Here is a 19,653-nt window from a genome sequence, read left to right on the forward strand (position 1 = left end):
GGCTGTTACCAGAAGCCTAGTTGAAAAATTCGAAGAAGCAGCGATCGGAAGTCTTAATGTTCCGCGGTAGCGACCAACATCCAGCAGATAGTTTTATGAACCATATCAAAAGAATAATGCAGAGGCCAGCAGCATTAGCCCCCCTGTGTCGATGAGCCGAAATGAGAATTCACCCCGGACAAAAATCTCTAATTTTCACTGATTTTAAGTCGAATTTATAGGGTACTGCAATCGCTTACAAAGTTTTAGAATTAAGGCATAGAGAGGAGGGGCTTTATGAAAGCGGACACAGTAACTGCTCAAATCCCGCCGGACACCCGAATGCGCAACAAAAAGCCTGCTTCAGGAGGACGGTTTTGGAGAAGCTTTAAGAATCAAAAGTATTTGTGGATGATGTCGATACCTTTTGTAATCTGGGCATTCGTCTTCAGTTATCTCCCATTATGGGGCTGGACGATGGCTTTTCAAAAGTACAAGCCCGCACGTGGCTTTTTTGAACAAGAATGGGTAGGCTTTGAACATTTTAAGACACTGTTTAGCGATTCGCAATTCCTACTGGCATTACGTAACACGCTGGCGATGAGCGGAATGGGCCTCATCGCAGGCTTTATCTTTCCGATAACGTTTGCAATATTGCTCAATGAATTGCGTCTTGGATTTTTTAAACGTTTTGCTCAGACCGTCTCGTATTTGCCTCACTTTGTATCATGGGTGGTTGCAGCGGGAATTGTAACTAAAATGTTATCTAGCGAAAATGGTCTTGTAAACGATCTCTTGTTAACAATTGGATTTATAGACTCACCTATCCAGTTCATGGCTCAGGGCCATCTCTTCTGGGGAATCGTTACTTTATCTGATGTGTGGAAAGAAACCGGATGGAATGCGATCATCTACCTTGCGGCCATCTCGGGTATTGGACCTGAACTGTACGAAGCGGCTCGAGTGGACGGTGCCAGCAGGCTCCGCCAGGTATGGCATATTACTCTTCCTGGTATCCGCCCGACCATTACAGTACTACTCATTATGTCGATCGGTAATTTGCTAAATATCGGCTTTGAGAAGCAATTCTTGCTTGGAAACAACCTCGTTACCGACTATTCTCAAGTGTTGGATCTGTATTCTCTGAAATATGGACTAGGCATGGCGAGATATTCCTACGGTACCGCGATCAATATATTCAACTCAGTGATCAGTGTAATCCTGCTGTTTACGATTAATGGAATCTTCAAACGTACAACTAAAGAGAGCCTTCTGTAACACAGAAGGCCCTTCTACCAATCGTGGCAGCAAAATTGCCCTTTTCTTGAAAGGAGAGCGTTACAGTGGGAAATACAGCTATCACCGGAAAGTCGTGGTCAGACCGGATCTTTGACTTCATTGTATACTTTGTAATACTGTTCGTGGTTGTAATCACAATCTATCCGTTTCTGAACGTGCTTGCGATCTCGCTGAATGATTCAGTGGATAGTGTGCGCGGCGGTATCACCATCTATCCTCGGGAATTTACCTGGGACAATTACTTGAAAATCTTCAGTTTCTCAGGGCTGATCACCGGGTTTAAAATATCTGCTTTGCGGACTGTCGTCGGTACTTTGTTCGGTCTGATCAGTGCCTCGATGCTAGCATTTACGATCAGCCGTCCTGATTTTGCAGGCCGCAAGTTCGTCTCCACATTCTTGGCGATGACCATGTATATCTCTGGAGGAATGATTCCAATATACATGCTGATCAAGGATCTGCACATGATGAACAGCTTTGCAGTCTACGTATTGCCTGGATTGGTTAGTGCTTTTAATGTCTTCGTTATCCGTTCCTTTATTGACGGCCTGCCGTATGCACTGCAGGAATCGGCGAAGCTGGATGGAGCGAATGATTTTACCATTTACTGGCGTGTCATCCTGCCGCTGATGAAACCGGCGCTAGCAACAATCGCACTGTTCCTAGCGGTAGGTCAATGGAATGCATGGTTTGATACGTATTTGTATAATGGTTCAAGTCCTCATCTGACGACATTGCAATATGAACTGATGAAGGTTCTGCAGAGTACAACCAGTGGCAATGGAGGCGATTATCGCTCCAACATTGCTTCTCTAGCTTCGAATCAGGTCTCTCCAGAGTCTATCAAGATGGCGATTACGATTGTCGTAACCGTGCCAATTTTGTTGGTGTATCCGTTCATTCAGAAGTACTTTGTTCAAGGTATGACACTTGGCGCTGTGAAGAGCTAATTACAGCTAACAGGGGAGTATAGTCTCCCCTAAGCTTTAAGAGTGTTTTGTATCCGTTTTCTTTTCTTGTGGGAAGTTTTGGGATAAGTATTAACAGGATTTATCTGTGATACGATAGATAAACAATTTTAAGGAGGGTTTATGTAATGGGGAATAATAGAAAAATAAAAGCTAAAGCAACTGCACTTACACTCACTTCTATTATGATGCTCGGCATGCTCGCAGGTTGTGGTGGAAACAACGGCAATAACGCAGCTGGAGATGCAGCTGGAAATGCAACAAATAAGGGTAACTCGGCTAATTCAGCCAATGCGGTTGAGGATACTTCTCCGCTCACGATGACTTTCTTCAGTGCTGACCCTAACCCAAACTGGACAGGCATGCAAGACGAAGTAGGTAAAGCGATTACGGAAAAAACAGGAGTTACCTTGAATGCTGAATACGCGGTTGGTGACCCAGCTCAGAAAGTAGCGCTGATCGCAGCGAGTGGTGATTATCCGGATTTGATCAGTGCCAAGACCGACGTAAGCAAGCTGGTGGATGCAGGCGCAATGCTTGATCTGACAGATCTAATTGAAAAATATGCTCCGAACATTAAAAAAGTATTAGGCGAAGAAGGCATGAAACGCTCACGCTACAGTGACGATGACCACGCGATCTATGCTATCCCTACGTATGCAGGTGTGGATAACAAATACTTTGATGCTGGCGGCGGATTTGAACTGCAGCACCGTGCTGTTAAAGAAGCGGGATATCCTGCAATTAAAACTGTCCAAGATTATGAGAACGTAATCAAGGCTTACCTGGAAAAACATCCAACCGATGAAAATGGTAACAAAAACATCGGTCTGACCCTAAATGCAGATGATTGGTACATGTACATTACAGTAACTAACCCAGCATTCACTACTACAGGCTCTCCTGATGATGGTGAATATGCAATCGATATCGACACACAAGAAGTAACTTATCACTTCCGTCGTCCTGCTGAGAAAGAATATTTCCGCTGGCTCAACCATATGAACGATATCGGATTGCTTGACCCGGAAAGCTTCGTTCAAAAGTATGATCAGTACAAAGCGAAAATCGCTACCGGCCGTGTTATTGGTTTGATCGACCAAGACTGGGGTTATGGCGATGGAGAAAGAGCATTGAAGGCTGAAGGTAAGCTTGATCAAGGATACGGACACTATCCAGTAACCCTGTCTGAAGAGTACAAAGAAACTTCCTTCTGGCCTACAGGTTTTATGGGTGGTAACGGTATTGGGATCAGCGTAGATGCTAAAGATCCGGTACGTGCAATTAAATTCTTGGACTACTTAGCTTCCGATGAAGGTCAAGTATTGGTTAACTGGGGTATCGAGGGCAAGCATTACAACGTAGTTGACGGCAAACGCGTCATTCCTGAAGATGTGAACAACCGTAAATATAATGACACTACCAATTTCCAAAAAGAAACAGGACTTGGCAATGTCGGATCAAACTACGCTCTGCTTAGCGCTCACTATGGTGACGGCGTATTGGATCCAACTGGAAACTACTATACAACTCGTTTCCCTGAGCAAGTAACAGTAGGCTACAATGCAGTTGAAAAAGAAACACTTGCTGCTTATAAAGCAACAACTTGGAAAGACCTCTTCCCAAATGAAGATGAATTCAAAGTTAAACCTTGGGGTGCGGCATGGAACATCACGATTCCTGGGGATAGCGAAATTGTCGTTCTCGACAACAAGCTGAAGGATATCAGTTGGAAACGAATTCCTGAAGCCATCTTGTCCAAACCAGCTGATTTCGACAAAGTTTGGGATGCTTACATGGCTGAACTCGATAAAGCTGGTGTAACAAAAGCTGAAGATTTACGTGAAGAGCTGGTTAAACAACGCGTGAAACTTTGGAATGAGTAATTATTGAATTAAGGTTAATAAAATAAAAGCATGAAGATGGCGGGAAGTCCGAACGAAAGTCCGGGCTTCCCGCCGATTTGTTTTCATCTGTAATTACAGGATAGGAGGAATTTACGTGGAAGAAAGTAAGAACACTGGGCGGCATAAGCTCTGGTATAAGCTCTGGTATAAGCAGCCTGCAGATGTATGGGAAGAGGCACTGCCAGTGGGTAATGGCCGTTTGGGTGGCATGATCTTTGGCGGAACGGAAGAAGAACTAATTCAATTAAATGAAGACACCTTATGGTCGGGCTTTCCGCGGGATACAGCTAATTATGAGGCGCTGCGTCATTTGGCTCCGGCCAAACAATTAGTGGCAGAGGGGAAATACAAGGAAGCGGAAGCGCTGGTAGATTCCAAGATGTTAGGCAGACGGACTGAATCCTATCAACCGCTCGGAGACTTGCGAATGAAGTTCAATCTTGCTGGTCCTGTAGAGGATTATCAGAGGGAGCTTGATTTGGATCAAGCGCTTGCTACGGTATCCTATACTGCTGGTGATGTAAGGATTGTGCGCGAAGTTTTGGCCAGCAGACCGGATGGACTTATAGTCATTCATATTCGTGCAGAGGGGAAAGAGGGGCTGGGTATTTTGCCGGATTTCTCAGTGGCACTGACTTCGCCGCATCCTATTCGACTAGAGATCACTCCGGATGGCGCGCTGATGATGACCGGCCGTGCTCCATCGCATGTGGCTGATAATTATGTAGGAGATCATCCGCGTCCCGTATTATACGAAGAGGGTCTTGGCATAAGTTTTGCCGCTGCAATGGAGATCCGTACAGATGGCGGCAAATGTGATGCTGAGAACGGCATGTTGTCGGTTTCAGGTGCGCGCTCCATTACCATCCGTCTGGCTGCAGCAACCGATTATGCCGGGTATGACCGGATGCCAGGAAGCGGCGGTAAGCTGCCTTCGGAGTTGTGCCTAGAGCAATTAGCTTTATCCTCAACGGGATATGCGGAGCTGAAGAAGCGCCATCTAGAGGATCATCAGTCCTTGTTCCGCCGCGTGGAGTTGACGCTTGCATCTTCCCCTCGGATAGAGCTTCCCACGGATGAGCGAATAGCACGGTACCGCGAAGGGCAGGCAGATTCTGCGCTAGAAGCGCTGCTGTTCCAGTATGGCCGCTACCTGATGATTGCTGGCTCGCGGCCGGGGACGCAAGCTCTGAATCTGCAAGGGATTTGGAATCCCTATCTCCAGCCGCCATGGAACAGCAATTATACGACCAATATAAACACTGAAATGAATTACTGGCCAGCCGAGTTATGCGGGTTGGGCGAGTGCCATGAACCTCTAATCGATTTTATTATGGAGCTTAGTGTGGTTGGCAGCCGTACAGCAAATATTCATTATGGCGCACGTGGCTGGACGGTGCATCATAATACAGATTTGTGGCGTATGACGTCTCCGTCAGACGGCAAGGCGATGTGGGCATTTTGGCCAATGGGAGGGGTTTGGCTCTCTCGCCAATTGTGGGAGCGTTACGCTTTCCGTCCAGATGAGGAATATTTGCGAAACACAGCTTATCCTTTGTTAAAGGGAGCCGCGTTATTTTGTCTGGATTGGCTGGTAGAGCTGCCTGATGGAAGATGGACAACGGGTCTGTCTACCTCACCGGAGAATGTATTCTTGACCGCTGATGGCACGCCATGCAGTGTTTCAGCTGGCTCAGCTATGGATTTATCGCTGATCGCTGAGCTGTTTAAGCATTGTATTCAGGCTGCTGAGATTTTGAATACCGATGCCCAGCTACGTCAGGAACTTAAGCAGAAGCAGGAACGGCTCGCTTATCCGAGGATTGCTCCGGACGGGCGTATTCGTGAATGGAATGAGGATTTTGCTGAACAAGAGCCTGGGCATCGCCATGTCTCCCATTTGTATGATTTATATCCTGGGAATGTAATTAGTCCTTCCTCCACACCAGAGCTAGCGGAGGCGGCAGCGTTATCGCTTAAGAAGCGCTTGGAAGGCGGGGGCGGACACACGGGCTGGAGTGCAGCCTGGCTACTTAATCTATATGCGCGTTTGAAGGATGGAGAGAGTGCGTATAGCTGTTTACGTCGTATTTTGCAAGATTCAAGTCTGCCGAATTTATTCGGTAATCACCCTCCATTTCAGATTGACGGTAACTTCGGAACTACGGCCGGAGTTGCTGAGATGCTCTTGCAGAGTCATCAGGAAGGGCTTGAATTATTACCCGCTCTTCCAGAAGAATGGTCTGAAGGTAGTGTGAAAGGCTTGGTAGCACGAGGCGGCTTTATCACAAATATAGAATGGAGCGAGGGGCGCTTAAAGAAGGCAGAACTGACCTCTACTCATGGACAGCTATGTAGAATTGTTAGTCGCGAGTCTTTACTCATTCAAAGACCAGATGGTTCACGAATAGGGATAGAGATGGAATTTGAAACTGTAATCGGAGAGACCTATATCATTACACCACTAAGCGAATAAAACACATCGGTCTAGCATATAGACTGTTCTCAGAGTAGAATTATTTCTACAGGGAGCAGTCTTTTTTTGCCCAAGCGCTCATTATCTATTAAATGGTAGGGTTTATGATAAGTCTATGGAGCCGGAGGAAAGGAATATATATGTGGAAAAAACGCTTCACATTAGTAAAGATCATTCTGGGAGGAGTAATTATATTCGCTGCTATTCCACCGATGATTTATTGGGGCTGGGGTCAGGCTTATGCGGCCTCGAGTTCACCCACCCTTCGTTCTGTAAATGAAGTGGCGCAGAAGCTAACGGGTGCAATGAACAACCGCAGGGAGACCATTACTTTTACTTATGAGAGCAAAGCTTCAAATTTGAAAACGAAAATACAAGCGGCTCTGGATCAAGCGATGGCTAGTGACCCTTATTTGTATTACATTATAGACAGCTACGGATATACTTATCGAGGAAGCGCAAGCTCTGTAAAAGTTACGGTGGAAGTGAAATATTTGGAGACGCTGGAGCAGACGGCTTTTGTAAACAAAGAAGTGAAGGCTGCGCTGAAGAAGATCATAACGCCGGGCATGAACAATCATCAGAAGGTGAAGGCTATCCACGATTGGGTTGTGCTTCATCTGAAGTATGACACTTCGTATCGTAAATATACGGCTTATGAAGGATTGAAGAGTGGCAGCGCCGTTTGCCAAGGGTATTCGCTGTTGACCTATAAGCTGTTAAAGGAGGCTGGATTCACGAATAAAATCGTTGAGGGTACAGCCAAACAGCCTGGAGGACGTAGCCAGTTGCATGCCTGGAATCTTGTGTTGTTAGATGGACGGTGGTATCATCTCGACACGACTTGGGATGACCCGACACCTGATAAAGTAGGTGTGGCTAGCACAGCATACTACTTGAGAACGGATGCGCAGATGCGTCAGGACCATAGCTGGACGAAGTCTTATCCGGCAGCTTCCGTAGGTTATCATAAGACCTTGTCTGCGCTTGTGGGGCGTGGAGGACAGAATGCGGCTGTCTATAAACAGCTTCAGAAGGATCTCAATTATGAGCTATATTCCGAGGAGCTAATTGTACGTTCGGTAGAAGATCTGACTCGACTAGCGAATAAGGCAATTGCCTCCGGTGAGGTGTCTATATTATTCCGTTATCAAGGGAGTGGGACCAAGCTTAAGAATGACCTGCAGGAGCTATATAAGCTCGGGCTAGAGGATGTATCTTACTCCAGTTCTGCTTTTGACAATACGGGCGATCTCAAAGTGTTTGTGACTTGGGAATAGATTTATATAATAAAAGGAATATCCCAGAAGCCTGAATGGCTGCGGGATATTCCTTGATTTTTAATGGTTCTTGTTTGTGAGTCTCTTTGTGTGTTACTTCATTGATGCCTACAAACTGGATTACCGCTGATTAACAATTGAGGAAAATATCCCTGAAATTCAGCGATTTCAGCTCTTAAGACTAATCATCAGGGAATCCCTCCCTGAAATTCTAAGGATATTTTCCTTAATTCCTCTCACCTAGCTTTGCTGTAGGAAACGCCAAAAATGAAGGAGCTAAGCGTCTACAGACTGCTTAGCTCCTTCATTTGCATTTCAACAATATTTTACCACTCAGGTTGCTCAAAGTTACTTTTGAGTCTATTTTATTCTGGGTGAGTACTTAGGTCGCATTTATCCAAAGGAATAATATTACTCTTCCGAAACCAGCGATAGCCGACCCAGATCAAGACAAACAGCGGCAAGCTGATATAGGAGACGGCGATACCATACCAGTCGATATTTCCACCTGAGAAGGCGCCCATATTCTGACCGAGAATAGCTACAATACAAAGTCCTAAGGCAAAGATAGGTCCGAATGGGAACCATCTAGCTCGGTAAGGTAGTTCATCTAGCGAATGCCCTTGTGCTATAAAAGCACGTCTGAAACGGTAATGGCAGACCGCAATACCCAACCAGTTAATAAATCCGCACATACCAGAGGCGTTCAGTAGCCAGTTATATACGGCACCGTCACCAAAGAATGAAGCGAGAAAGGCGAGCATTCCGACAGCCGTAGTTACTAGCAAAGCGCCAACAGGGACACCACGGCGATTGAGCTTACCCAGTGCGCGCGGAGCCATGCCATCCTTAGCCATTGCATACAGGACACGGGTGGAAGCATACATTCCAGAGTTCCCTGCCGACAGTACAGAGCTGAGAATGACGGCATTCATTACGGATGCAGCAATTGCAAGCCCGGCTTTATTGAACACGATCGTAAACGGACTGACTCCGATGTCATCGATGCCTCCACGCAGAAGATCTGGATTCGTATATGGAATCAACATTCCGATTACAAATATAGCAAGGATATAAAAGATTAATATACGCCAGAATACTTGGCGAATCGCAATCGGAACGTTGCGGCGTGGGTTCTCGCTCTCACCAGCAGCAACGCCGATTAGCTCGGTACCCTGGAAGGAGAATCCGGCTGCCATAAAGACTCCGACGAAGGCGAAGAAGCCACCGTGGAAGGAGCTGCCCCCGATTTGGAAGTTACTGAAGCCTACGGCTTTTCCACCCATAATGCCGAATATCATGAGTACACCGACAACGAGGAAGGCGATAACGGTAATGATTTTGATAATGGCAAACCAATATTCTGATTCCCCGTAGCCACGAGCAGATAGGAAATTAAGACCGAACATCAGTAGTAGGAACACCAGACTCCAGAGAAAGGAAGGGCTGTCCGGGAACCAATATTTAATGATGACGGTAGCCGCTGATAGCTCTGCTGCAATCGTAACCGCCCAGTTATACCAGAAGTTCCACCCGATGGCGAAGCCAAAGGCGGGACTGACGAAACGAGTACCGTAGGTACTGAAAGACCCGGAGTCCGGTAAATAGGTGGCGAGCTCCCCAAGACTAGTCATGAGAAAATAAACCATTACACCCACAGCGGTATAAGCAAGAAGAGCTCCACCAGGTCCTGCTGAAGCGATAGCGCCGCCGCTGGCTAGAAACAGACCCGTACCAATAGATCCGCCAAGCGCGATCATGGTCAAATGTCTTGCTTTGAACGATTTTTTTAGCGCAGGCTGATTTATGTTGCCTTGCGCTGGGTTTTGCTGATTGCCCTGCATGAATATAACACTCCTTATGATCTAATCTTACTGTTCATGAACGGGGAGTGCTGAGCTGCTGACTCCCGCAAAACGGGAGGTATACTTCGTGATTTCCAGAAGGTTATGGATGACTGTACGAAACATACAAATTCTGTAAACGCAAAGAAGCCGCAAACTATGTCTGCGGCCTCCATCTATACAGCTCCGCATCATACTCCCTGTGAAGATAGCGCAACACACTGCAGTCTGCTACTTACGCAGGCTATACAATGTGACAGTTCCGTGCCTTTCGGCAACGGCCCCAGCTTGCACCGCTGTAAGAGCTACAGCACAAGCTTCGGCAGATATTCCTTTCGGCGTGATTCATAGACGGCTCTAACGTCTCCACACGCGTACTCTTTATATCCGCGACCTCTACCTCATCCTAGTATGACGAGGCTATCTTTACTTCATTCATTTATAAACAACAGGAATTAGTATAAAGCAAGTTTACATCTCAAGCAATGACAAAATCAGGTACTTCACTGTTAATTGCGGCGGCGTTCTGACATCTGCTGCCAGACGGTGCCCGCTGCAGCTTCACCTGAGGCGATGCGCTCCAAAGCCATCTTGGCCTGAAGGCCAACCTCGAACTCTGGATCATCCGCAGCAAGTGTGAGCGCGTCTTGAGCTTCGGATGTGCCGACTTCATAAAGGAAACGAGCCGCGCGCCAGCGGACAAGCTTGCTCTTATCTGTTAGCGCCGCCGTCATCACTGGCGTGGCGGCAGGATCGCCGATGTCGGATAGCGTATCGCCAGCCGTACGTCTTACGGCTGGGGCGCTGTCAGCCATCGCCTCATAGAGCAGCTCCATCGCCTCAGGCGTGCGAAGGTCGCCTAGATACACGACCGCAAGCCTGCGAATATGCAGCTTGGGATCGTGTAGCGCCGCCTTAAGCTCCGGCAGGAGCTCCGCCGTCGGCGTAAGATCCTCTAGCGCGGCGTAGCGCACGCGCCAATCCTCATGCTTCAGGTCTCGCAGCAGCTCATCCTGTGTGCGAGTCCGTCTCTGCTCGACGAACTCACCTTCGGCTCCGTGCGCAATGGCTTGCTGCACGAGGGATTCGAGGCGTTCCTGCGGATACGCTGCCTCGATCTCTTGCTCGACCTCGCGCGCAATGTCCGCGGGCTCGCCATAACGCACGCCGTAATCGGTGAGCTTGCGCTCTTTGATCATCACGGCGCTAGCCACATCCATAACCGCTTTAGTAAAGCGGTTAGCTAAGGATATGCGCTCTTCATTCGCGCCCGTTTTGACGCGGATTTGCATCGGAATTCCGCGGAACAATTGGACGAAGACCTGCGCTTCCCCAAAATGAGCACCGGCATTCTCGTCAGCTAGGCTCCAATCTCCAGTTACACCTTCGTTGCTCCCGAAGCGGCTTTGAACTTCTCTTAGAATGGCTGCCCAATCGGCATTGCCTTTGCGCTCAAGTGCTGCGAAGTCAGCAGCATGATAAATGCTAATAACGCCCGGTATCGTTAACATTTCACGTGCCCAAGCAGGTGCGGAACGCTCACTTTCTGGAGTATAGGTTCTGCGAATTCCGGGTTCTAAACTTTCGTCCAAATGTAGCTTCATCGTATTTGGACTTGGAGTCGGTTCAATAAAAGTAATCTTCATACGTAGCTCCCCCTTGAACGGTATATGCACCGCCATACTTTATACACATATTATCTCATTTCTGGCGTGAAACCAAAAGAACTCTTCTATTATTTCGCTAAAGTCTGCCATTGTGATGAATAAAAGGGCGAACTTTTATCATGCTATTTGTATATTTTGCAAAATACGCTGCTGTTCAATATAGTTGTTGTAGTATATTCGCTAAAGCTAGGATTGCTCGGTAAACTTCTGTAGAAGAGGTGTTGTATGCCTAAAACTCGTTACCATAACGTAGATAATGTAAGTACCGATAAATCATTAAAGGAATTTCGCCAGTGGCGTGAGGAGCGTCGTCGCAAGAAGAAGGACTATTCATATGTTGTACCGAATACGCCGCCCAGATTATCTTATCTGTCTGAGAATCGACTGGAGTCTACCATTACATGGATTGGGCATTCAACATTTTTCCTTCAATATGAAGGGATGAATATCATTACAGATCCCATCTGGGCGAGAAGGCTAGGCTTTGAGAAAAGACTGGGACAACCTGGGATTCCACTTAGCGAAGTGCCACCGACTGACCTGATTCTAATTTCGCACTCTCATTATGACCATTTGCATATCGCCTCTATCCGCAAATTATATCGGGCAGGGACAACGCTTGTAGTTCCTGTTGGTCTGAAGCGAAAAATGCTTCGTAAAGGGTTCCACAACTGTGTGGAAATGGAATGGTGGCAGGAGATTAAGCTAGGTAAGATCAAGCTTAGTTTTGTGCCTACCCAGCACTGGACGCGGAGAACGCCATGGGATACGAATACTTCTCATTGGGGTGGGTACATCTTGGAGCCCGCTGATTCCGGAAATCAGAAGTCTTCTCCGAATCTTTATTTCGCTGGGGACAGCGGTTATTTTCCTGGCTTTAAGGAGATCGGAAGTCGTTATAAGATCGATATCGCGCTTATGCCGATTGGGGCCTATGAACCGGAATGGTTCATGACCTCTCAGCATGTAAATCCTGAGGAAGCCATTCAAGCTTTCCTAGATGTAGGGGCGGAGACCATGATTCCGATGCATTACGGTACCTTCAGACTTGCTGATGATACCGCCCGGGAAGCACTGGATCGCATGGAGAACGCCCGAGTTAAACAGGCGATTTCGGAGGAAAGAATTCGTACACTCGGTTATGGAGAAACACTGGTCGTACAAAAGGAAAATCGCACATCTGGGGAATAATTGAAAAAATCCCTTCTTAAAAGTTGTCGCCGTAAAACAGTTGGAATAAGTTTCGTAGGAGAGAGATCAGCTTAAATGCCTATTTCACGGGATTTTTGCACTGATTTTATGCTATAATGAGCCGAAACCCTAAAGTGAAAAGGATGGTAATGCGTAATGATTAGCACAAGCGGCGTAACACTCCGCTACGGAAAACGCGCTCTCTTCGAAGATGTAAACATAAAATTCACCCCTGGTAACTGCTATGGTTTGATTGGTGCCAATGGTGCTGGTAAATCAACCTTTCTGAAAATTCTGTCTGGGGAGATTGAAGCGAACACGGGTGATGTTCATATAACACCAGGTGAACGCCTTGCAGTTCTGAAGCAGAATCATTTCGAGTACGATGAATTCCCGGTACTTGAAACAGTAATTATGGGTCACACTCGTCTTTATGAAATCATGAAAGAAAAGGACGCGCTTTATGCGAAGTCTGATTTCACGGAAGCAGATGGTCTACGTGCCGGTGAGCTTGAAGGCGAATTTGCAGAACTTAATGGCTGGGATGCAGAGCCGGATGCGGCGGCTATGCTGATCGGTCTTGGCATTATGCGTGAACTGCATGATAAGAAAATGGCCGAACTGAGCGGCAATGAGAAGGTACGGGTACTCTTGGCACAAGCCTTGTTTGGCCGTCCAAACAACCTCCTGCTCGATGAGCCTACCAACCACTTGGATCTAGAATCGATTGGCTGGTTAGAGAACTTCCTCATGGATTATGAAGGTACTGTTATCGTCGTATCCCATGACCGTCACTTCCTGAACAAAGTATGTACGCATATTGCGGATATTGATTTTGGCAAAATCCAGATGTACGTTGGTAACTACGACTTCTGGTACGAGTCCAGTCAGCTTGCTCAAGCTTTACAGCGTGATTCGAACAAGAAGAAGGAAGACAAGATCAAGGAACTGCAAGCCTTTATTCAGCGTTTCTCGGCCAATGCTTCCAAGTCTAAACAGGCGACTTCTCGTAAGAAACAACTCGAGAAAATTACGTTGGATGACATTCGTCCTTCTAACCGTAAATATCCGTTCCTCAACTTCAAACCTGAACGTGAAGCAGGTAAGCAGCTTCTGACGATCAGCGGATTGACCAAATCGGTTGAAGGTGAGAAGGTTCTTGATGAAATCAGCTTTGTAGTTAACAAAGGTGATAAGATTGCTTTCGTGGGTCCTTACTCCCAGCCTAAATCACTGCTGTTTGATGTGATCATGGGTGAGCAGGAAGCGGATGCAGGTGAATATGCATGGGGAGTCACTACAACTCAAGCTTATTTCCCGAAAGACAACTCCAGCTATTTCGATGGCGTGGACATGAATCTCGTAGAATGGCTGCGTCAGTATTCTAAAGATCAAGATGAGACGTTCCTACGTGGATTCCTTGGACGGATGCTGTTCGCCGGAGAAGAAGCACTGAAGAAAGCAAGCGTATTGTCCGGGGGCGAGAAGGTTCGCTGTATGCTGGCGAAGATGATGCTGAACGGTGCGAACGTACTTGTATTCGATGAACCTACCAATCACTTGGATCTGGAATCCATTACGGCACTGAATAACGGACTGATCGATTTCGACGGGACTATTCTATTCACTTCCCATGACCATCAGTTCATCCAAACGATTGCTAACCGTATCATTGAGATCACACCTACAGGTGTAATTGATCGCACGATGACATACGATGAATATTTAGAAAATCCTGAAATTAAGGAAATGCGCCAACGCATGTATCCGGTAGAAGTATAAATTGAAACAGCTGTCCTAATCCGATGAGATAAGGGCAGCTGTTTTATTTAAAATGCAAGAATATTATAAGTTTCGCTCTTTATATTTAGTAATATAGACAATTTATCCCTATATTTTGATTAGAACAGTTCCTACGGATGTGCAATAGGGAATTCCTCCCTATAATGTGCCGATTTTATATCGAAACGATTGCTTTACGCACTTTTATAGGGAGGTTTTCCGTATAAGTACCTTTTTTAAGCAAAATCTAGGTATTTATAAGGAGGAATTCCCTATAGTCAGTCGCAACCTTAATTACTTTTGAATATCGTGGACTATGCAACGTGTGTGGCTATTAGCATAAAAGGCTGCGTTGTCCCTGAGGGATACGCAGCCTTTTATGTTTATAAAATAGTACTAGGATCCGCCGGTACGACGGCGTTGGTTGCTAGGCTTTTTGTTATTCTGACTTTTTAGGGGTTTAGCGGATCCGGCCTGGAAAGTTGACCCAGGTTTAGAGGAAGATTGTTGTTTCTTCTGCTCCAGCTTTTGCCGGATAGCTTCAGCTAAATTGATTTTTCCTTTTTCATTGTTTTCGCTCATTATGATAACCTCCTTTGAAGCAAGTCCTTCACTTTATTCTAATTGTTTTTAAATGCTGCTACAAGGGCAAGAATAATTGAAAGAATTCTTTTCTAACAAAACAGAAAACGAGGAGATAGCCAAAATGGTTGATATTTACGAAGATATACGTAAAGGCGAGCGTGGCGCTTGGGTTAGCATAGCGGCTTACCTCATTTTATCGACATTCAAGCTGGTTAGCGGTTATCTATTCGCCTCTAGTGCATTGGTCGCGGACGGTGTCAATAATTTAACTGACATCGTAGCATCTGCAGCCGTGTTGGTTGGTCTAAAGATTTCGCGGAAGCCACCTGACTCTGACCATGCTTATGGACATTTTCGGGCAGAGACAGTAGCTGCATTGTTGGCTTCATTTATTATGGCGGTAGTTGGTATTCAAGTGATTGTGGAGGCGGTGCGGTCCTTTTTCGATCGTGCAAAGGAAACCCCGCAGCTATGGTCTGCTGGTGTGGCTCTAGTGTGTGCAGTAGCAATGATGGGAGTATACATATACAACAAAAGGCTGGCTAAGCAGATAAATAGTAGTGCACTCATGGCAGCGGCGAAAGATAATTTTTCCGATGCTATGGTTAGTATAGGTGCTGCTGTTGGGATTGTAGGTGCTCAGTTCGGACTGCCATGGATTGATTCTGCGGCGGCAGTAGTTGTCGGACTGATTATCTCTAAGACGGCTTGGGATATTTTTCGTGACTCGACCTACCGGCTTACGGATGGCTTTGATGAAGATAGATTGATGGATCTACGTAGTACGATTGCTCGAACACCGGGAGTAGAGGGGATTAAAGATGTGAAGGCACGGGTTCATGGGAATCATGTACACGTGGATGTTGTAGTGGAGGTAGACGCGAATATTACAGTGGTGGAAGGTCATAGGATCAGTGACTCCATTGAAGAGAGAATGAGCAAGCTACACAATATTATGAATGTACAGGTGCATGTGGAACCTAAAGATTAAATTTGAAAAATTCTATTTTAAGGAAAAAACAAACATATTTAAGGAGGATTCAAGACTTTAGTCCTGTGTTTTACCATAAAGTGGCATGATTATATGTGCAATTTGGAGCATGTTCCAAATCCCGGGCAAGCCTATAATGAGGGCATAAAGGAATGTAGTACACACCTTTGTTGAAATCTCATCATGGTATTGGGGGAACGTATGATTAAATCACATAAGCAATTAACAGCATCCTTATTGGTTTCAGCTGCAATTGTTGCAGGTTTAGGAGTATCTGCTCCTGGAAATGCAGCAGCAGCCTCAAGTCCATCAAATTCAGTTATGGCAGCAGCAGCCGGTCAAACAGCGGTCATCGAGGCAAGTGTTCGCCTTCGCAGTACACCTTCTACAAGTGGAGAAGTAGTGAAGTATTTGCAAAAGGGAGATCAAGTGCAGATTGTGGCACAACCGAATAGCTATTGGTATCAGGTGAAAGCAGCGGATGGATCCGTAGGCTATACAAGTGCAGATGATAAGTATATCAGCGTAAATTCATCATCAGTAGGTATACCCTCAGCACCCTCAGCACAAACGGGAACCATAAAGTACGGAGTGAATCTTCGAACTGCACCTTCTACAAGCGGAAAATTACTAAGACTTCTGAAGAAGGGGGAACAAGTACAGCTTCTGGCACAGCCTAACAGCTCCTGGTATCAAATTCAAACCTCTGATGGTAGCATTGGATATATAAGTTCAAGTGATCAATATACTTCGTTCGCTAATAATGGGGGGACTGGGACGGTAACGCCAACACCAACGCCGCCAGCACCAGTACCACCTATTTCTACACCTGGGGCTTCTGCCCAAATCGAGAGCGTAATCTCAGCAGGTATGGGCTATCTTGGGACACCTTATGAGTTTGGTTCCAGCAGATATGATACAAGCACCTTCGATTGTTCTGATTTTATCCGGCAAATTTTCATGGATGCTGTGAATTTGAAACTGCCTGCTGATTCCCGTCAACAGGGAGATTGGGTGAAATCGAATAGTACGGTAGTTACGTCTACTTCCGGTTTGAAACGCGGCGATCTAATGTTCTTTATGGATTATAAAGGGAACTCCGCTTCAGCGTATGAAGGGATCGACAAATCTAAGGCAAGAATATCGCATGTTGCTATGTATCTAGGAGATGGACAAGTTCTCCATACGTATTCAGTTGCTTCAGGCGGGGTGAAAGTAGATAAATTAAGCGCTTCTTGGACGAATCGTTTCCTCTTCGGGGGATCGGTCATCCGATAATTATATAGGTATACAGAAGCGGCAGCATCGCATGTTTGTGACGGGTGAACAAAGGCGGCGTAAGCGCAAAAGCTACCCCCTCAGTAGAATGATCTACTGAGGGGGTAGCTTTTTGTAAATATAAGAATTTATATGTTCCGTTCTATAAATTATCCTTATATTTCTCGCTTAAACACTTGCCGTCCTTATAGGGACGCCGAAAGCGTTTATGCTTGTTATCATCTTTTCTGTACTAATTACATAATTACATTGGCAGCAACAGGAACCTTTACCCACGCTTTTCCTAGCCAAGTGTAGATTTCTCTCCATTCATTGCCCCAGGTATCCGTAATCACTTCACCTGTGGTATCAAGCGTTTGAGCGCTAAGCCAGCCTGCGGGAATCATACTGCCAACTGAAAAGTGGAAAGCTGTTTTTTCGGTTAGAACAATTTGTGGTGTGGCTGGAGTAATATCTGATGGGGTAATGATCGTTTCAAATGATGTTGTGTAAGTGCTTCCAGTTGCGGTCGTTGAATCTGTAGTTGTCCCTGTTACCTCTGCGGCTGATGCTGTAGCTGCTATTGAAGCCATAAGTCCCAAGGCAAGTGTAATGCTGGCGAATTTTTTCATGTTAAGTTCCTCCTCATTATGATCTAACTTCAAAAAATTTCTTATTTTCTCAAGTGACATCTGTGTGGGAATGACCTATACTTTCTGCATGATGAATAAGATATATGGATAGATATGGGAGGAGGCTACATCGATCTACCTCTGCGTCCCGTGAAGAGGGAAACAACAAACAGAACCAAGAATACGAAGAATAGTATCTTTGCAAGACCAGCAGCGGCTGCTACAAGATTGAAGAAACCAAAGATACCAGCGATTACAGCTACAACTAGCAGAATTGCGGACCATTTTAACATTACATATCACCTATCCTTTTTTTGATTTGTAGTCATTGTATAAACGGGAACTTTGATTCTGAAACAAAGGGGAGCAGGGAGTTTTGACAACGCTCGACAGATTGTTTCGGCATATGGCAGCAGGGGTAACTATGCAGTATACAAGGCTGATTAGCCATTATTTATGAGATTTGGAAGGGGTTATGAATATGATCATTGAACTTAGTGTAGCTCTCGTTGCTATCGCATTCGCAATACTTGTTTTCTTTCTAATTAAGACTTTGCAGTCAGCGAAGCAATCTCTCGACAAAGTAAGCCAGACCTTGGTGGAAGTGCAGAAGACGATGGATGAACTGACTTATGAAGTGAAGACTACAGTCAGACATGCAAATGAAATTACCGCTGATGTACAGAATAAAATTCAGAAGATTGATCCTGTCATAGATTCTGTGAAGAATTTGGGAGAAGTTATGAATGAGTTAACCTTAACCGTTAAGCAAGTTTCAGTAACTGTGATTGAGAGATATCGTAAATCACATGAATTGAGGGAGAAGCGCAAGGGGGTATCCATAAAAGAAGCTCCGCTGACTCCAGCTGAGGAACGTACGGTAAACTCTTATGATGCTGTTAATAACGAGAAAGCACCGGGGAAAATAGCTACTGTGTTAAAAAGTGTAGATGTAGCTGCAACTCTTTGGAAAAAATTCCGTCATTAAAGTTAAGGCAGCAAGTCCTCTGTAAATGGCGGCTGCAGATAAGAAAGGTGGGATAACAACATGAACATTATCATACTCTTGTTTAGTCTACTTTCCCCATACTTTGATGCGTCTCCACAGTTGACGCCTATCTCAACTTTTAGTGATCAGCCTAAGACAGTTCTTACATTTGAACATTCCTCAGAAACGAGCCCTGCTATAAATCGGTTTGATTCACTGCAAGGTGTCGCTTTATATGCTACGAAGGGAGAATTGCTTCTGGCCAAGGGCAATCCGCTGGCGGTAACAAATGATCCATTGCAAGGGACAGAGGAGTACCAATACGCAGATGTAACAGTGGGTGTTGGTGAGGGGTTTGTACTGTATGTGCATGTCTCACCTTCTCAAGCACAGCAGTTTGGTCTACAGGTAAATGGGGTGGGAATTGATCCCGTGAAGGATAATGTGCAATCGACCTTGGGTAAACCGTATTTTATTGCTGAAGATGGTGATGTATATATGAGAGGAAACAATGCGCTCAAAATATATCGAAATTTGGCAGGTGAATTTGAAGGTATTGATTTATTTGATAGTATTTCTTCTTAATATGTTTCACTTTTGATCATTTTGGTTAATAAACATAGGCTGTCTTTACCATAGAGTAACCTCCCGACCCACTACATGTAGTGGGTCGGGAGGTTACTTTGCTGAAGGCGTAAATGAACCTATTACTATATTTACATATATTAAAAATAGAAATAACACATTTAAATAGCGTATGATATAGGTAATGAGTCGCAGAATTTTACGTTCGTAATACTATTCGTG

Annotated in this window: 16 protein-coding genes and 1 riboswitch; of the genes, 11 read left to right on the forward strand and 5 right to left on the reverse strand. The window is 45.5% G+C overall.

All coding sequences use genetic code 11. From position 1 onward, the window contains the following. Positions 1 to 321 precede the first annotated feature (321 nt). From ACWNM1_RS12210 to ACWNM1_RS12230, 5 genes are all read left to right on the forward strand, one after another. Entirely contained in the window at positions 322 to 1,257 is a 936-nt protein-coding gene (locus ACWNM1_RS12210) for an ABC transporter permease (protein WP_231574304.1), read from the forward strand. 65 nt (positions 1,258 to 1,322) lie between these two features. Next, entirely contained in the window at positions 1,323 to 2,228 is a 906-nt protein-coding gene (locus tag ACWNM1_RS12215) for a carbohydrate ABC transporter permease (protein WP_042131063.1), read from the forward strand. 146 nt (positions 2,229 to 2,374) lie between these two features. Then, a complete protein-coding gene (locus ACWNM1_RS12220; protein ID WP_449601127.1) occupies positions 2,375 to 4,132 on the forward strand; it encodes an ABC transporter substrate-binding protein in 1,758 nt (585 codons plus the stop codon). A 115-nt stretch (positions 4,133 to 4,247) separates the two neighbouring features. Next, entirely contained in the window at positions 4,248 to 6,629 is a 2,382-nt protein-coding gene (locus ACWNM1_RS12225) for a glycoside hydrolase family 95 protein (protein ID WP_449601128.1), read from the forward strand. 140 nt (positions 6,630 to 6,769) lie between these two features. Beyond that, the gene (locus tag ACWNM1_RS12230) at positions 6,770 to 7,909 is read left to right on the forward strand and encodes a transglutaminase domain-containing protein (protein ID WP_449601129.1); all 1,140 of its coding nucleotides are present in this window, start codon (positions 6,770 to 6,772) and stop codon (positions 7,907 to 7,909) included. 365 nt (positions 7,910 to 8,274) lie between these two features. Here the strand turns inward: ACWNM1_RS12230 and ACWNM1_RS12235 are convergent, their stop codons facing one another. Beyond that, positions 8,275 to 9,753 carry an amino acid permease gene (locus tag ACWNM1_RS12235; protein ID WP_449601130.1) on the reverse strand — a complete coding sequence of 493 codons (1,479 nt, stop codon included), beginning with the start codon at positions 9,751 to 9,753 and terminating at the stop codon, positions 8,275 to 8,277. Between the two features lie 201 nt (positions 9,754 to 9,954). Beyond that, positions 9,955 to 10,160: riboswitch (Lysine riboswitch) on the reverse strand. Positions 10,161 to 10,262: 102 nt separating this feature from the next. Beyond that, a complete protein-coding gene (locus ACWNM1_RS12240; protein ID WP_449601131.1) occupies positions 10,263 to 11,399 on the reverse strand; it encodes a virulence factor in 1,137 nt (378 codons plus the stop codon). A 246-nt stretch (positions 11,400 to 11,645) separates the two neighbouring features. Here ACWNM1_RS12240 and ACWNM1_RS12245 point away from each other — a divergent pair, with 246 nt between their 5' ends. After that, the gene (locus ACWNM1_RS12245; RefSeq protein ID WP_449601132.1) at positions 11,646 to 12,611 is read left to right on the forward strand and encodes an MBL fold metallo-hydrolase; all 966 of its coding nucleotides are present in this window, start codon (positions 11,646 to 11,648) and stop codon (positions 12,609 to 12,611) included. A gap of 156 nt (positions 12,612 to 12,767) precedes the next feature. Next, positions 12,768 to 14,393: an ABC-F family ATP-binding cassette domain-containing protein gene (locus ACWNM1_RS12250; protein WP_094872450.1), complete on the forward strand. Its 1,626-nt coding sequence runs from the start codon at positions 12,768 to 12,770 to the stop codon at positions 14,391 to 14,393. Between the two features lie 396 nt (positions 14,394 to 14,789). Here ACWNM1_RS12250 and ACWNM1_RS12255 read toward each other — a convergent pair whose 3' ends face one another. Next, on the reverse strand, positions 14,790 to 14,975 hold the full coding sequence (locus ACWNM1_RS12255; protein ID WP_094872449.1) for a hypothetical protein: 186 nt from the start codon (positions 14,973 to 14,975) through the stop codon (positions 14,790 to 14,792). A 124-nt stretch (positions 14,976 to 15,099) separates the two neighbouring features. Between ACWNM1_RS12255 and ACWNM1_RS12260 the strand changes: the two genes are divergently transcribed. Both ACWNM1_RS12260 and ACWNM1_RS12265 read left to right on the forward strand, forming a co-directional pair. After that, complete coding sequence (locus ACWNM1_RS12260; protein WP_042191865.1) at positions 15,100 to 15,969, forward strand: cation diffusion facilitator family transporter; 870 nt, start codon at positions 15,100 to 15,102, stop codon at positions 15,967 to 15,969. Between the two features lie 201 nt (positions 15,970 to 16,170). Further along, complete coding sequence (locus ACWNM1_RS12265) at positions 16,171 to 17,247, forward strand: C40 family peptidase (protein WP_449601133.1); 1,077 nt, start codon at positions 16,171 to 16,173, stop codon at positions 17,245 to 17,247. A gap of 236 nt (positions 17,248 to 17,483) precedes the next feature. Here the strand turns inward: ACWNM1_RS12265 and ACWNM1_RS12270 are convergent, their stop codons facing one another. Next, entirely contained in the window at positions 17,484 to 17,858 is a 375-nt protein-coding gene (locus tag ACWNM1_RS12270; protein WP_449601134.1) for a hypothetical protein, read from the reverse strand. Between the two features lie 125 nt (positions 17,859 to 17,983). Then, positions 17,984 to 18,151, reverse strand: a complete 168-nt coding sequence (locus ACWNM1_RS12275) for a DUF1328 family protein (RefSeq protein WP_042131050.1) — start codon at positions 18,149 to 18,151, stop codon at positions 17,984 to 17,986. A 188-nt stretch (positions 18,152 to 18,339) separates the two neighbouring features. Between ACWNM1_RS12275 and ACWNM1_RS12280 the strand changes: the two genes are divergently transcribed. Both ACWNM1_RS12280 and ACWNM1_RS12285 read left to right on the forward strand, forming a co-directional pair. Then, the gene (locus tag ACWNM1_RS12280; protein ID WP_076285482.1) at positions 18,340 to 18,846 is read left to right on the forward strand and encodes a DUF948 domain-containing protein; all 507 of its coding nucleotides are present in this window, start codon (positions 18,340 to 18,342) and stop codon (positions 18,844 to 18,846) included. A 60-nt stretch (positions 18,847 to 18,906) separates the two neighbouring features. After that, on the forward strand, positions 18,907 to 19,431 hold the full coding sequence (locus tag ACWNM1_RS12285; RefSeq protein WP_449601135.1) for a hypothetical protein: 525 nt from the start codon (positions 18,907 to 18,909) through the stop codon (positions 19,429 to 19,431). Positions 19,432 to 19,653 lie beyond the last annotated feature (222 nt).

It is taken from the genome of Paenibacillus sp. Marseille-Q9583, assembly GCF_976954365.1.